The following is a 13,595-nucleotide window of genomic DNA, read 5'->3' as shown; positions in this document are numbered from 1 at the left end:
TCGCGCTGTGGCTTAGCACAGCACAATGTAACCATGGCCTCACTCACACCATCGCTCGGCGACACCCCCAGCCAGCTTCCCGCCCAACGCATGGGCGCAATGCTCATCGGCATGGGGGCGCTGCACTTCGTCGCGCCGAAGCCGTTCGACACCATCGTTCCCGCCGAATTGCCCGGCGGGGCGCGGTTCTACACCCATGCATCGGGCGTCGCCGAGGTGGCGACCGGCGCCCTGCTGCTCGTACCGCGCACACGTCGCATCGGTGCGGCCGCGGCCGTGGCGCTGTTTCTCGCCGTCTACCCGGCGAACATCAACAGCATCCGGGTGTTCTGGAACAAGGGGTGGCCGGCCCGCATCGCGATGATCGCGCGGTTACCCCTGCAGTTCCCGATGATCACCCAGGCGCTCAAGGCCTACCGCAACGCACCTCGCTAGGCGCCTGCGCAGTGGCAGGACGCTAGGGGACGACGAGCAGCGCGGCGAGTTCGTCGGCATCGGGCAGCGCCTCGGGTTCCACCGTCCTGCCACTGCGCACGTAGTGGAACGCCGCGCGCACCGACTCTGGCGCCACGCCGTGCGTGGCGGCCCAGGCGAGCCGGTACACAGCGAGCTGAACGGCGTTGTGCCGTAGCTCCTCCTCGGATCCAGGCGGGTCACCTGTCTTCCAGTCGACCACCGTGAAGCCACCGTCCTCGTCGAGGAACACCGCGTCGATGCGACCCCGCACCACCGTCGCGCCGATCACCATGTCGAAGGGAACCTCGACGTCCGTCGGTGTGCGTGCGGCCCACGCCGACAGTGTGAACGCGGCCTGCAGTTCGGCCAGCTGCTCCGCCTCGGCGCGGCCCAGTTCGCCGTCCACCGCACCGGGCAGATCCTCGAGGTCGAACAACCGCTCGGCGCGGAAGAACCGCTGCACCCAGTCGTGGAACGCCGTGCCCAGCAAGGCATGTGGATCGGGCCGACTGGGTACCCGACGCTGCAGCCGGCGCAGGGCCCCGTCCTGATCACGTCCGACGTCCACCAGCGCACTGACGGAGAGTTGAGCGGGCAGCGCCGGCGGTGGTCGATGCGCCGCTCTCTCACGCTCGGCGAGCAGTGCGTCGACATCGGCCGCCCAACCGTCAATGTCATCGACCTGCGCGGACTCGACCGCCGCGGCCTCCTCACGCGCGACGTCCGGGAGGTCACCCGATAGGGCGCGGTCGACCAGGCCCGCACCGATCTCGAGCCCATCCGATCCGGCGGGTCCGGCCGGCCACTGCCGTTCGACGACCTGGTCGCGCAACGGGTTCGGCTCGCCATCGGCGGGCTGCGGTTCCCAGTGCTCGATGACACCGCAGGGGGTGCCGTCGCGGTCCGCCGCCTCGATGACGCCCTTGATCTCGAGCAGGAAGTCCGACGGGCCCCGCGGCTTGGACTCGGTGGCGCCCCAGTGGTGACCGGACAGCAGCAGGGTGTCCTCGGCACGTGTCAGCGCCACGTAGAGCAGGCGACGCTCCTCATCGGTGCGCCGCTGGTCGAGGGTGCGCTTGTGGCTGGTGATGGTGTCCGACAACGCCTTCCGATCGTTGACGTCAGTGGTGTCCAAGACGGGCACACCGTGCTCGGAAAGCGTCGCCCGGTCCCCTCTCAGCAGTGGCGGAAGGTCACCGGCGTCGCTCAGCCAGGTCCTGGCCAGAGCCGTCGAGGGGAACACCCGGGCGCTCAGATGCGGCACGGCGACGACCTGCCACTCCAGCCCCTTCGCGGCATGCACCGTGAGAATCTGCACCCGGTCCCGGGCGACGACGATATCCGCGGGCGCCAGACCGTTCTCCACATCCATCGCGACATCGAGGTAGGCCAACAGCGCGCCGACCGTCGTCGCGGACCCCGCCCCGAATCCGGCTACCACGTCCGCGAACGCGTCGAGGTGCTCAGCGCCCGTCCACCCTGCCGAGATGGGCTGCACGGCACGAACTTCCGCGTCAACTCCCAGGATCCTGCGGACCTCGGCGATGAGATCGGGAAGCGGATGGTGCAGTTGCCCTCGCAGCACCGTCAGCTCGCGGCTGAGCGCGACGATGCGCCGAAACCCCTCGGCCGAGTAACGCTCGGCGCGACCCGGGTCGCTGATGGCGTCTGCCAGGCTTGCCCGGTCCGCGTCGGGAGCGGCCTCCGCGACGATCTGCTCCACTGACCCAATCTGGGCGCCATGGTCGGCACCGTCGAGTTCAACCGCGCGCCGCCACAGCGCAGCCAGGTCCGCGGCACCCAGTCGCCACCGCGGCCCGGTCAGCACCCGCACCGCGGCGGGGCCCGCGGTGGGATCGGCGGTCAGTCGCAGCATCGCCACCACGTCGGCCACCTCGGGCACGGCGAGCAGGCCGGCCAGACCGACCACCTCGACGGGTACGCCACGCGCGGTCAACGCATCGGCCATGGGCACGGCATCGGCGTTGCGGCGCACCAGCACAGCTGCGGTGGGAGCGTCGTCGCCGGTGTCCCTGGCATCGTGGTAGACCCTCGCCAATTGGTCTGCCACCCAATCGCGTTCGACGGACACATCGGCGTGCAGGGCGCACCGGATGGCACCCGTCGGCGCGTCGGGCCGCGGCAGCAGTTCGCGAACCGACACCGAGCGCCGGCGGGCCTCGGCGGAGACCGCGTTGGCCAGGTGCAGCGCGCCGGGCGGATTGCGCCAACTGGTGCGCAGCTCCAGGGTGGGCGCGGGCGTGCCGTCGGAGCGCGGGAAGTCGGTGGTGAACCGCGGCAGGTTGGTGGCCGAGGCGCCGCGCCAGCCGTAGATGGACTGGATCGGATCACCGACCGAGGTGAGCGCCAGCTGATCGTCCACACCGCCACCGAACAGCGCCGAGAGCGCGACGCGTTGAGCGTGTCCGGTGTCCTGGTACTCGTCGAGTAGCACGACCCGGTAGCGCGCCCGCAGTTCGGTCCCGACCTGGGGGAACCCGGCCGCGAGGCGCGCCGCGGCGGCCATCTGCATGCCGAAGTCCATGACGTTGTCGGCGCGCATCCGTGCGTGCAGTGCGTCGATGAGCGGGATCAGATCGGTGCGCTCGGTCTGGGTCGCCAGCATCTTGAGCAGCGACTGGTTGGGGCCGGTGTCGCGCTGCCGCGGACCCGGCGGCAGGGTGTGCACAAGCCGTTCGAGTTCCAGGTGGGTGTCGCGCAGCTGGGCGGTGTCAACGAGGTGTTCGGCCAGCTGTCCCGACAGTCGCAGGACCATCGCGGTGATGGCCGCGGGCGACTTCTCCGTCTCCAGCTCACCGGGATGCTCGCACACCACCCGAAACGCCAACTGCCACAGCTCAGTTTCACTGATCAGGCGGGTGCTCGGCTCGACCGGCAGCAGCAGTCCGTGCTCGCGCAGCAGGGTGCCCGCGAAGGCGTGATAGGTGCTCACGGTCGCGTGCTCGTCGGCGCCCGTCCCACCGGGAACCAGACCCGCGCCCGCCAGCCGGGCCAGGCGAGTCCGCACCCGCCTCAGCAGCTGACTGGCGGCCTTTCGGGTGAAGGTCAGGCCGAGCACCTCACCCGGCGTGGCGTAACCGTTGGCCACCAGCCAGACGACCCGCGCCGCCATGGTCTCGGTCTTGCCGGCGCCCGCACCGGCGATCACGACGAGTGGCCCGGGTGGTGCGGCGATGACGGCCGCCTGCTCCTCGGTGGGTGCGAATATGCCCAGTGCGTCGGCGAGTTCGAACGGGCTGAAGCGCGGCGTCACTCCCGACCCTCCACCGCGGCGCGGGCCGGGCACATCGCCCGCGCCGGGCAGTGCGCGCAGCCGTCGTTCACGCGGGCGACGAAGTGCGGCCCCTTGGTCGCGGCGGCGGCATCCTGCACGGACTCCTGCCACTGTGCACGGCCGTCATCGGACATCGGATCCTGGTCGCGCTCGGCGGGCCCCGACGCACCGATCTTGCCGAGGTAGACCAGGCGTCCACCACCGGCCTGATCACCTTCCGGCAGCAAGCCTTCCGCGATGGCCAGCTGATAGGTCGCCAGCTGCGCATGACGTTGCGCATCGTCCTTGCTGACCGGGGACTTGCCGGTCTTGACGTCGACGACGACGAGCCGGTCCTCGGCGTCGCGTTCCAGCCGATCGACGCGGCCACGCACCCGCACCGCCGGCCCGGACCCGTCGGCATCGGCGATGACGCCGTCGACGGCGACCTCGGTGCCAACCTCGGTGAGCTCACCGCGGGTGCGGGCGTGCCACTGCGTGAACGCTGAAAGCATCTCGCGGTGCCGCCCGAGTTCGTTGTCGGAGTACCACTGCGCCTCGAACGGCAGCGACGACCACAGGGTCTCCAACTCGGTGAGCATCTGGTCCTCGCTCCTGGTGGTGTCGGACACCAGGGCGTGCACCACCGACCCGAGCGCCGACCGCACGTCGCGCCCGTCCTGCCCGCCGTGTCGTTCCAGCAGCCAGCGTAGTGGGCAGTCGGTGAGGGTCTGCAGCGTCGACGGTGACAGCGTCACGACGTGATCCTCGCCGTCCCACAGTGGGGCGTCGGTCGACAGTGAGGTGGCGGCCTGCCACTGCGCGGGGCCCGCTCCCGGCAGGCCGGCCTCCGCGAGGCGAGCCAGTTGCGTTGCGGCACAGGCACGGGAGTGCGGGTCCACGGCGTCGGCCGGTGCGCACGTCACGGCGCGTAGCCTGCCGATGAGCGCCGCGGGAGCCAGCACCCGGGGTGCGCGCACCGGTTCGGCGTCGACCTCCGGGCGTTCGGTGGCCAGCGCGGTGAGTTCGTCGCAGAACGACGACGGCAGCATCGCCTCATCGCCCTCGTCGCTGTCGACCGCGGTGACCAGGACGTGGCTGCGGGCGCGTCCCAAGGCGGCCACCAGCAGTCGGCGTTCCTCGGCGAGCAGTGGTGCGGTGGCCGACACGCGGGTCGCGGGCCGCTCATCGCCTGCGTCGAGCACACCGTCGAGGATGTCGACCAGCCGCTGGGTCCCAAGCACCCCGCCGCGCGGAACGGTGTTGGGCCACAGTCCCTCCTGAAGTCCGGCGATGACCACGAACTCCCACTCGCGGCCCAGCGCCGAGTGCGCGCTCAACATCGCGACCGTTTCACCCGAGCCGCTGTCGTCACGGACCGGGGCGGGCAGCGACATCGCTCGGACGTGATCGACCAGGCCCGTGACCGAGGCTCCCGTGGTGCGCGTGACGTACTGCTCGGCAACGTCGAACAGTGCCGTGACGACATCAAGGTCGCGGCCGGCCTGCGCGCCCGCGGCGGTGCGGCGTTCGACGGCGGTGAGCCACCGGCGCTGCAGACCACAGTGATGCCAGGCCTGCCACAGCACGAACCGCGGATCCTGCCCCGCGCGGTCACTGCGCCTGGCCGCGGCCAGGACTGCGCGCACCCGCTGTACCGGACGGGCGAGTTGATCGGGCAGATCGGGAGCGTGCTGGTCGAGGGCGGCCACCAGCAGCTCGCCGAAGTTGCGGGGCGGCGTGTGGTTGTCGGCGCGGCGCAGCGTACGGCGCAGCTGTCGCAGCGACACCGGATCGACGCGGCCGATCGGGCCGGTCAGCAGGGCCTGTGCCGCATCGCCGTCGAGCCCGCCCGCGACGGTGTCGAGCACCGTCAGGAGCGCGGCCACCGTCGGGTTCTCAGACAGCGGAACGGAGGTGGTTACCTGCTCCACGGGTACTCCAGCAGCGGTCAGGGCCCGCGCCAGCGCTGCCCCTGCCCGCGGAACCGACCGCACGATCACCGCCATCTGTGACCACGGCACGCCGTCGACCAGATGCGCGCGACGGAGAGCATCGGCGACGAGGCCGGACTCGGCGTGTGCGGTCGCCGCGATGCGCACCGCGACCGAGCCGTTGCGGTCCTGGGCTGCGGTGAGCTGTCTGCCCTCGTCAACGCCGGGCAGGCGAGCGGCGATACCCGTCACCGCCCGGGCGATCGCGGGTGCGCAGCGATGCGACTCGGTGAGCACGATGGCGGGATCGGCACCGACGTCGAGCAGCGCGGGATCGGCACCGCGGTAGCCGAACACCGCCTGGTTGGGATCACCTGCGATGACGGTGAGTTCGGCGCCCGCAGCCAGGACGCGCACCAGCAGGGCTGCCTGCGGGTCGAGGTGCTGCGCATCATCGACGAGCAGTAGCCGGATCCTGCCCCGCTCGGTGGCGAGCAGCTCAGCGTCGGCCGCGAAGGCGTCCAGAGCCGCACCGACGAGTTCGGCCGCACCGAGCGCCGGAACCGTGGCCTGCGGCGCCGCCATGCCGACGGCCGAGCGCAGGAGCATGATCTGCTCGTAGGTCTGGGCGAACCGACCTGCGGCCACCCACTCGGGACGGCCGACCCGCTTGCCCAGGCGCTGCAGCGCAATGGGATCGACACCGCGCTCGGTGCACCGTGACAGCAGGTCGCGCAGTTCGGTGGCGAAGCCCAGGGTGCTCAGCGCGGGGCGCAATGTCGCGGGCCAGTCGACGGAGGCCGACTCACCGTCCTCGACATCGCCTGCCAGCATCTCTCGGATCACGCCGTCCTGCTCGGCGCTGGTGATGAGCCGCGGCGGTGGATCGCCGTTGCGCTGCGCGGCCAGCCGAAGCACCGCGAACGCGTAGGAGTGCACGGTACGTACCAGCGGCTCACGCACCGCCGCTCGACCGCCGCCACCCAGCAGCGCGGCCGTCACCGCGGCGCGGGCGGTGGCGCTGAGCCTGGCCGAACCCGTCAGCAGCAGAACACCTTCCGGTTCGGTGCCCGCACCGATGTGTGTCGCCGCCGTGCCGACCAGCAGCGAACTCTTACCGGTGCCGGGGCCGCCGAGGATCCGCACGGTGCCACGCAGACCGGGGTCGGCCAACGCGTCGGGCGTCAGGGCGGTGTGGGAGGCGTGCACGAGGAAATGACACCACGGGGGTCCGACAATCTCGCTTCGGTGCAGGCTGGCAGCATCGAGGGGTGACCACGCCCCTGCACGCCTACCACTTCGGACCCGCCGACGAGGTCCGGGTGCTTCTCATCCACGGCCTGACAGGCCACGGGCGGCGCTGGGAGAGCCTGGCCGACACGCATCTGCCGGACGTCGGCGTGCTGGCCCCCGACCTGCTGGGCCACGGTCGCTCGTCATGGGACGCGCCGTGGACGATCGACGCCAACGTCGCCGGGTTGGCTGCCCTCCTCGAGAGCCGGGCATCAGGTCCGGTGGTGGTGGTCGGGCACTCCTTCGGCGGGGCCATAGCGCTGAATCTCGCTGCCACACGACCCGATCTGGTCGGCGCCGTGGTGCTGCTGGACCCTGCTGTGGGCCTGGACGGCCGGTGGATGCGCGAGATCGCGGATGACATGTACTCCTCCCCCGACTACGCCGACCGCGATGAGGCACGCGCCGAGAAGGTCGACGGCTCATGGGGTGAGGTCGCGCAGACAGAACTCGAACGCGAACTCGACGAACACCTGATCGACCTTCCGAACGGACGCGTCGGCTGGCGCCTCAGCGTGCCCGCGATGCTGTCCTACTGGAGTGAGCTGACCCGACCGGCCATGCTGCCGCGGCACGGCACTCCGATGACTCTCGTGCGGGCGAAGCGCACCGCACCGCCATATGCAGGAGACGAGTTGATCGCAACGCTGGACGGGGCTGTGGGCTCGGGTTTCACACTGCTGGAATGGGATTGCGACCACATGGTCCCGCTGGCACTGCCTGCCGAGACTGCGACGCTGATCCGCGAGCACTTGGGCTGATATGGCCGCGATCACAGACGAGCAGATCGAGGCGGTCCGCGGGCTGGTCGCGTCGATCCCGGCGGGCCAGGTGTCGACATACGGTGACATCGCGGACGCGGCAGGGCTTTCCAGTCCGCGGATCGTCGGGTGGATCATGCGCACCGACTCCTCGGATCTGCCGTGGCACCGGGTCATCACCGCGTCGGGCAGACCGGCGCCACATCTGAGCACCCGGCAGCTGGAGCTGCTGCGCGCCGAGGGCGTGCTCGCACACGATGGCCGGGTGCCGTTGCGCGACGTCCGCCACGAGTTCTGACGGTCGCGCTACAACACCAATCGGACGAGTGCCGCGGTGCGCGCGAGCCCCGGGAACGCCGCCGCCGTGGACCGCGGGTGCAGCGCATGAACAGCGAGTCGGAACATCAACGCACGCAACAACATCTGCGGCCACTCCGGCAGTGGTGACCACCGCTCCACCAGACCGTCGTCGGCCTCACCCCAAGCCAGTGCGTCGACCACGACGACACCGGCCGCCCAGGATGCCGGCCGCCAGTACGGCGTGATGTCGGTGATGCCGGGAGCCGCGGTGCCGGCGAAGAGCACCGTGCCGTAAAGGTCCCCGTGCACGAGCTGACTCGGCGCGCGGGTGGGCTTGCGCAGCGCGGCGAGCGCCTTGATGAGTTCGACGGATCGCTGCCCGTCCGCCGATCCCGGTGCCACCTGCGCACCGGGGGGCAGCGCGTGCAGCGGACGGTCCTCCCATGCGGCGCGATCGGCGGCGATGAACACGTCGACCTCGGTCCACGGCACCGCAGGCGGCTGGGTCAGGAACCGTGGGCGCTCGAGTTTCGCCGTCGCCTCGTGCAGACGCACCGCGGCCGAGACGACCTCGTCGTGGCGGGGTTCGGGGCTGCCGGTCACGAACGTGTCGGCTCGCCATCCGGCGACGACGTACCGGCCGTCGGTGGAGCGGACCGGCCGCGCCAGCCGCACCCCGTCAACGAACAGGGTTTCGCGGACCTTGGCCGACCATGCGGCGCGCGCAGGCTCGGCGACCATGGACAGCACAACCTCGCCGCAGCGCCAGCCCCCCTCCCAACTCATACCGAGTGGGACCGGCCGAAGCCCGGTTAGGCCAAACGCCGTCAGCACATGATCGGGCGGGCCGTCGACAGTCACAGGGGTCAGCCTAGGCCGTTGACCGGCTAACTCGCGGTCAGTACATCACCATGTCGGGTTCGAGTTGCCGCGCCCATGCCACGATTCCGCCCTGCAGGTGCAGCGCATCGGTGAAACCGGCCTTCTTGACGGCAGCTAGCGCCTCGGCCGATCGGATGCCCGTCTTGCAGTAGAGGACTGGGACTCGATCGTGTGGCAGCCGAGCCAGGCCTTCGCCAGCCTCGATCGCCGACTTCGGAATGAGTTCGGCGCCCTCGATGTGATTGATGTCCCATTCGACGCGCTCACGCACGTCGATGAGCGCCACCTTCTTGCCCGAGTCCATCAGATCGCGCAACTCGTGCGGGGTGATGGTGGAGTCGGAGGCGGCTTCGGCGGCCGCATCCGAGACCACCCCGCAGAACGCCTCATAGTCGATGAGTTCGGTGATCTTGGGCGTCGCCGGATCCTTGCGGATGTTGATCGTGCGGTACGTCATGTCCAGCGCGTCATAGACCATCAACCGGCCCAGCAATGGTTCGCCGATACCGGTGATCAGCTTGATGGCCTCGGTGCCCATCACCGACGCGATCGAGGCGCACAGGATGCCCAGCACCCCGCCCTCGGCGCACGAGGGCACCATGCCCGGCGGTGGCGGCTCGGGATAGAGGTCGCGGTAGTTGAGGCCCTGCTTCTCTCCGGTGGGTCCGTCGGGGGCGTCCTCCCAGAACACCGAGACCTGGCCCTCGAACCGGTAGATCGAGCCCCACACATACGGTTTGCCCGCCAGTACCGCGGCATCGTTGACCAGATAGCGCGTCGCGAAGTTGTCGGTGCCGTCCAGGATCAGGTCGTACTGGGAGAACAGTTCGACGGCGTTCTCAGGCTCCAGTCGGACCTCGTGCAGCCGCACGTCGACCAGCGGGTTGATCTCCTTGACGGAGTCGCGGGCACTCTGGGCCTTGGACCGGCCGATATCGGACTGGCCGTGGATGATCTGGCGCTGCAAATTGGATTCGTCGACCACGTCGAAGTCGACGATGCCGATGGTGCCGACACCGGCCGCGGCCAGGTACAGCAGGGTGGGCGACCCGAGGCCGCCCGCGCCGATCACCAGAACGCGAGCGTTCTTCAGCCGTTTCTGCCCGTCCACGCCGAGGTCGGGAATGATCAGGTGACGGCTGTAGCGCGCGACCTCTTCGCGGGTCAGCTCTGCCGCGGGTTGCACCAGCGGCGGCAGCGATGTGGACACCGGAAACTCCTTGTATCGAAGTCACAAACCTGATGACCATCACACCAGGCATTGACCTTCAACGGTAATCGCATGGCAGACCTTCCCGGGGGGTCGGGTCAATCAGGCGATGGGATAGGGCCACGGGTTGAAACGGCACGTCTTGCCGTCGGCCTGGACCGAGCCCGGGTCGAACTTGGCACCGTCATCGTTGCTGGTGGAGAACGTCTGCTGCATCATCACCGGGGCCAGCCCGCCGTCGGCACCACAGGGTTCGTGCTGCTGATATCCGATGGCGTGGCCGACCTCGTGGTTGATCAGGTACTGCCGGTAGGAGCCGATGTCACCCTGGAACGGCACGGCGCCGCGCACCCAGCGCGCCTCGTTGAGGAAGACGCGAGGTTGTGACTGCAGGTAGGCCGGGTTGTAGCACGACGCCTCCAGCGGAATGTCGTACCCGCAGCCCTCCCGCACGGTGATCGGCGAGGTCAGTGAGACGCGGAAGTCCGGCTCGCCCGGGTGACTCGCATCCACTCGCTCGAAGGAGAACTGGGGGTTGTGCGTCCAGCTCTTGGGGTTGGCCAACGTCTCGCTGACCATTCGCGCGACCGCCTCGTCGCCACCGATCGAAGCCGTGTCGATACCGTCCTCGACCTCGACTGTGTAGGTGAAGGCCCGTGTCGTGCCCTCGCCCACCCGAGGCGAGGTACCCGGCACGACATGCCAGCTCTTGGCGCCGGCCTCGGTGAACGGCCCTCCGTCGGGCAGGATGCCGGTCGGCAGATTGGCGTCGAACTGGGTCAGCCCCTTAGGCGGTGCGCCGACGATTGCGGTGCTGGCCGTGTCGAACGTCGGCGGCCCCTGCAGCGGACCCTCCGCCTCAGCGTTCTCGACCGCCGGTGGAGCAGTGATGGTCTGGTAGAGGACCACGACGGTCAGCAGCGCGAGAACCGGCAACGCATAGGCACGCCAGCCGTAGGTGGAGATGAAGCGGCCCAGCCACGTCTGCTTGCGCAGCTGCTGATGCTCGTCGCGGTTGGAGCGAACGCGTCCGGAGTCGCCGGCGACCGGGTCGCGCTGGGCGCGCAGCGGCTCTCGCCACTCGTTACGCACGGCGGGGGCGCGACCGCCCCCGCGACGCCCCGGGTCGTAGGTCACCGAACCAGAATGGCACAGACCAGGACACTGACGGCTTCGGCGCGCCACCCGGTGGCGCCACGGTGGTAGTTCACGCGATGGTCCGCGCGGGGGTAGTAGTGTCGGAGCGATGATCGGGCAGGCCTAGGGCCCACCGATCACGGACCAACCAAACCAACCACGGGCACGTCCAGTGGCCGCAGATTGAGGACGTGATGAGCGATCTCGCCAACACCGCCGAGAGGAGATCCTCGCAACCCGGCAACGGTGACGGTGCGAGCCGACCCCCGAGCGGTAATCGGCGCGGCAACCGGCTGCCGCGCGACGAACGGCGCGGTCAGCTGCTCATCGCCGCCAGCGAGGTCTTCGTGGACCGCGGCTATCACGCCGCGGGTATGGACGAAATCGCCGATCGCGCCGGCGTCAGCAAACCGGTTCTCTACCAACACTTCTCGTCGAAGCTCGAGCTGTACCTCGCGGTGTTGCAGCGCCACGTCGACAACCTGGTGTCCGGCGTCCGGCAGGCGCTGCGCACCACCACCGACAACCGCCAACGCCTCCACGCGGCGGTTGGCGCGTTCTTCGACTTCATCGAGCACGACGGTCAGGGCTACCGGCTGATCTTCGAGAACGACTACGTCACCGAACCGCAGGTCGCCGCGCAGGTCCGCACGGCCACTGAGTCCTGCACGGATGCGGTATTCGACTTGATCAGCAGCGATTCGGGTCTCGAGGCCCATCGCGCCAGGATGATCGCCGTCGGACTGGTCTCAATCAGCGTCGACTGCGCCCGCTACTGGCTCAACAGCGACCGGCCGATCTCCAAGAACGCCGCGGTCGAGGGCACGGTGCAGTTCGCCTGGGGCGGACTGTCACACGTGCCACTCACCCGCTCTTGAGCGCTACTCGCCCTTGACGGCCTCGGCGCCAACCACGCCGACACCAAAGCCGACCCGGCGCGAGTCCGCGACACCGATCTCGACGTAGTTGATCTTCGAGGTCTGGACGAGAAAACGCCGACCCTTGTCATCGGTCAGGCTCAACACGCCGGAGTCCTTGCCCAGCGCATCAGTGATCGCCGTCTCCACCTCACTGGGTGTCTGCGCGCTGCTGAATACCAGCTCGCGCGCACTGTCGGCAACACCGATCTTTACCTCCACCGCTGAACCCTTCCGTTCGAATGCGTTGTCTGCCGAGAAGGCTAGTGGACGAACGGGATCCTCGGCGCCCCGGTGGCTTCGCGCTCCGCGAACACCCCGTCATCCGCCGATCCGGGGCCCGACCCGCGGCCCGTCCGGCACCCCGATCCAACTGAGGCCGGACCGTGACCTCGGCTCAGGCGCGTCAGCCTCAGGCGTCACTTCTGTCTCGTTAGCATCAGACAAAGCAACGAACCCACCAGGACGAGCCAACCCCGGGAAGGGCCATGAGCAGGTCATATCCACCGCGCACACGCCGTTCGACCACCGCGTCACGCTCGAAGTCACACGCGTCCTCACGGTCGACGCCCCAGCAGCTCGACCAAAGGTATGGCGACTACGGCAGCGCGCCCAGCAGCTCAGGTGACAGCGAGTACGGGTCGTATGGCTCGTACGGGTCCTACAGCTCGCGATACGGCCGTTCCGAGCAGACCACACAGCTGATCGACGAGAGCCGCTACGCAGGGCCCGGCGCCGACCCCGCCTACGACGATCGCCGCGGTGCCTCATACGACGGCACGTATGACGACGGCTACGACGATTCCGAGATCTACGAGTACTACGAGCCCATCGACCGCCGGTGGATCTGGGTGGCCGGGGTGGCCGGCGCCATTCTGCTCATCGCGGTGATCTGCACAGTGGTCATCCTCGGTGGGGGCGACAGCGGCGCAGTGTCAGCGACGGTCAATCCGCCGGCGGCCACCACCAGCGCGCCTGCGACATCGACCGGACTCCCGGAGCCCTCGTTCTCGACCGCGCGCCCGGCGCCCAGCGCCTCGCTACCGCTCGAGACCATCACCACCGTCGCACCGACACCTTCGGCGACCCTGGCACCGACACCGGCACCCGCTCCGGCTCCGGCCATCGCAGCGCCGGTGCCCAACGCCGTGACCTACTCGGTCACCGGGAATCGCTCGCTGATCGACTTGGTCACGGTGATCTACACCGACCAGCAGGGCGCGTTGCAGACCGACCTCAACGTGGCGCTGCCGTGGCACAAGACCGTGATCCTCGATCCCGGCGTCACCCTGAGCTCGGTGACCGCGACCAGCATCACCGGTCAGTTGAACTGCTCGATCGCCGACGGGGCGGGCGCGGTGATCGCGGCGCAGAACAACAACTCGATGATCGCCACCTGCACCAGGTAGCGGGCATCAGCGCGTTGTTATC

At 69.4% G+C, this 13,595-nt stretch carries 11 protein-coding genes; 5 read left to right on the top strand and 6 right to left on the bottom strand.

The genetic code is table 11. The features are described 5' to 3' along the window. Nucleotides 1–33 precede the first annotated feature (33 nt). Nucleotides 34–435, top strand: coding sequence for a DoxX family protein (locus tag ACZY0X_RS16350; RefSeq protein WP_463771870.1), 402 nt, complete (start codon nucleotides 34–36; stop codon nucleotides 433–435). Nucleotides 436–457: 22 nt separating this feature from the next. Here the strand turns inward: ACZY0X_RS16350 and ACZY0X_RS16345 are convergent, their stop codons facing one another. Both ACZY0X_RS16345 and ACZY0X_RS16340 read right to left on the bottom strand, forming a co-directional pair. Continuing rightward, nucleotides 458–3,730, bottom strand: coding sequence for an ATP-dependent helicase (locus ACZY0X_RS16345; protein WP_463771868.1), 3,273 nt, complete (start codon nucleotides 3,728–3,730; stop codon nucleotides 458–460). Then, entirely contained in the window at nucleotides 3,727–6,873 is a 3,147-nt protein-coding gene (locus ACZY0X_RS16340; RefSeq protein WP_463771867.1) for a PD-(D/E)XK nuclease family protein, read from the bottom strand. Before ACZY0X_RS16340 ends, ACZY0X_RS16345 begins: the two co-directional genes overlap by 4 nt. Before the next feature lie 62 nt (nucleotides 6,874–6,935). On the opposite strand from ACZY0X_RS16340, the gene ACZY0X_RS16335 reads away from it, so the two are divergent. Both ACZY0X_RS16335 and ACZY0X_RS16330 read left to right on the top strand, forming a co-directional pair. After that, the gene (locus tag ACZY0X_RS16335) at nucleotides 6,936–7,718 is read left to right on the top strand and encodes an alpha/beta fold hydrolase (protein ID WP_463771866.1); all 783 of its coding nucleotides are present in this window, start codon (nucleotides 6,936–6,938) and stop codon (nucleotides 7,716–7,718) included. Nucleotide 7,719: 1 nt separating this feature from the next. Beyond that, on the top strand, nucleotides 7,720–8,016 hold the full coding sequence (locus ACZY0X_RS16330) for an MGMT family protein (RefSeq protein ID WP_463771865.1): 297 nt from the start codon (nucleotides 7,720–7,722) through the stop codon (nucleotides 8,014–8,016). Nucleotides 8,017–8,024: 8 nt separating this feature from the next. Here the strand turns inward: ACZY0X_RS16330 and ACZY0X_RS16325 are convergent, their stop codons facing one another. From ACZY0X_RS16325 to ACZY0X_RS16315, 3 genes are all read right to left on the bottom strand, one after another. Next, nucleotides 8,025–8,879 carry a TIGR02569 family protein gene (locus ACZY0X_RS16325; protein ID WP_241400377.1) on the bottom strand — a complete coding sequence of 285 codons (855 nt, stop codon included), beginning with the start codon at nucleotides 8,877–8,879 and terminating at the stop codon, nucleotides 8,025–8,027. 37 nt (nucleotides 8,880–8,916) lie between these two features. After that, nucleotides 8,917–10,110 (bottom strand): adenylyltransferase/sulfurtransferase MoeZ, encoded by a 1,194-nt coding sequence (gene moeZ, locus ACZY0X_RS16320; RefSeq protein WP_463771863.1) that lies wholly within the window; start codon nucleotides 10,108–10,110, stop codon nucleotides 8,917–8,919. A 102-nt stretch (nucleotides 10,111–10,212) separates the two neighbouring features. Then, nucleotides 10,213–11,247, bottom strand: a complete 1,035-nt coding sequence (locus ACZY0X_RS16315; protein WP_463771862.1) for a DUF3152 domain-containing protein — start codon at nucleotides 11,245–11,247, stop codon at nucleotides 10,213–10,215. A gap of 194 nt (nucleotides 11,248–11,441) precedes the next feature. Between ACZY0X_RS16315 and ACZY0X_RS16310 the strand changes: the two genes are divergently transcribed. Further along, on the top strand, nucleotides 11,442–12,125 hold the full coding sequence (locus tag ACZY0X_RS16310) for a TetR/AcrR family transcriptional regulator (RefSeq protein WP_241400379.1): 684 nt from the start codon (nucleotides 11,442–11,444) through the stop codon (nucleotides 12,123–12,125). 3 nt (nucleotides 12,126–12,128) lie between these two features. Here ACZY0X_RS16310 and ACZY0X_RS16305 read toward each other — a convergent pair whose 3' ends face one another. Further along, nucleotides 12,129–12,386 carry a DUF3107 domain-containing protein gene (locus ACZY0X_RS16305; protein WP_241400380.1) on the bottom strand — a complete coding sequence of 86 codons (258 nt, stop codon included), beginning with the start codon at nucleotides 12,384–12,386 and terminating at the stop codon, nucleotides 12,129–12,131. 266 nt (nucleotides 12,387–12,652) lie between these two features. Between ACZY0X_RS16305 and ACZY0X_RS16300 the strand changes: the two genes are divergently transcribed. Beyond that, nucleotides 12,653–13,573 carry a hypothetical protein gene (locus ACZY0X_RS16300; protein ID WP_463771860.1) on the top strand — a complete coding sequence of 307 codons (921 nt, stop codon included), beginning with the start codon at nucleotides 12,653–12,655 and terminating at the stop codon, nucleotides 13,571–13,573. Nucleotides 13,574–13,595: the final 22 nt, after the last annotated feature.

Source organism: Mycobacterium sp. IDUB_39 (genome assembly GCF_055419205.1).
Note: the sequence above shows the minus strand (reverse complement) of the source record. Positions and strands in the feature narration are given on the sequence as shown.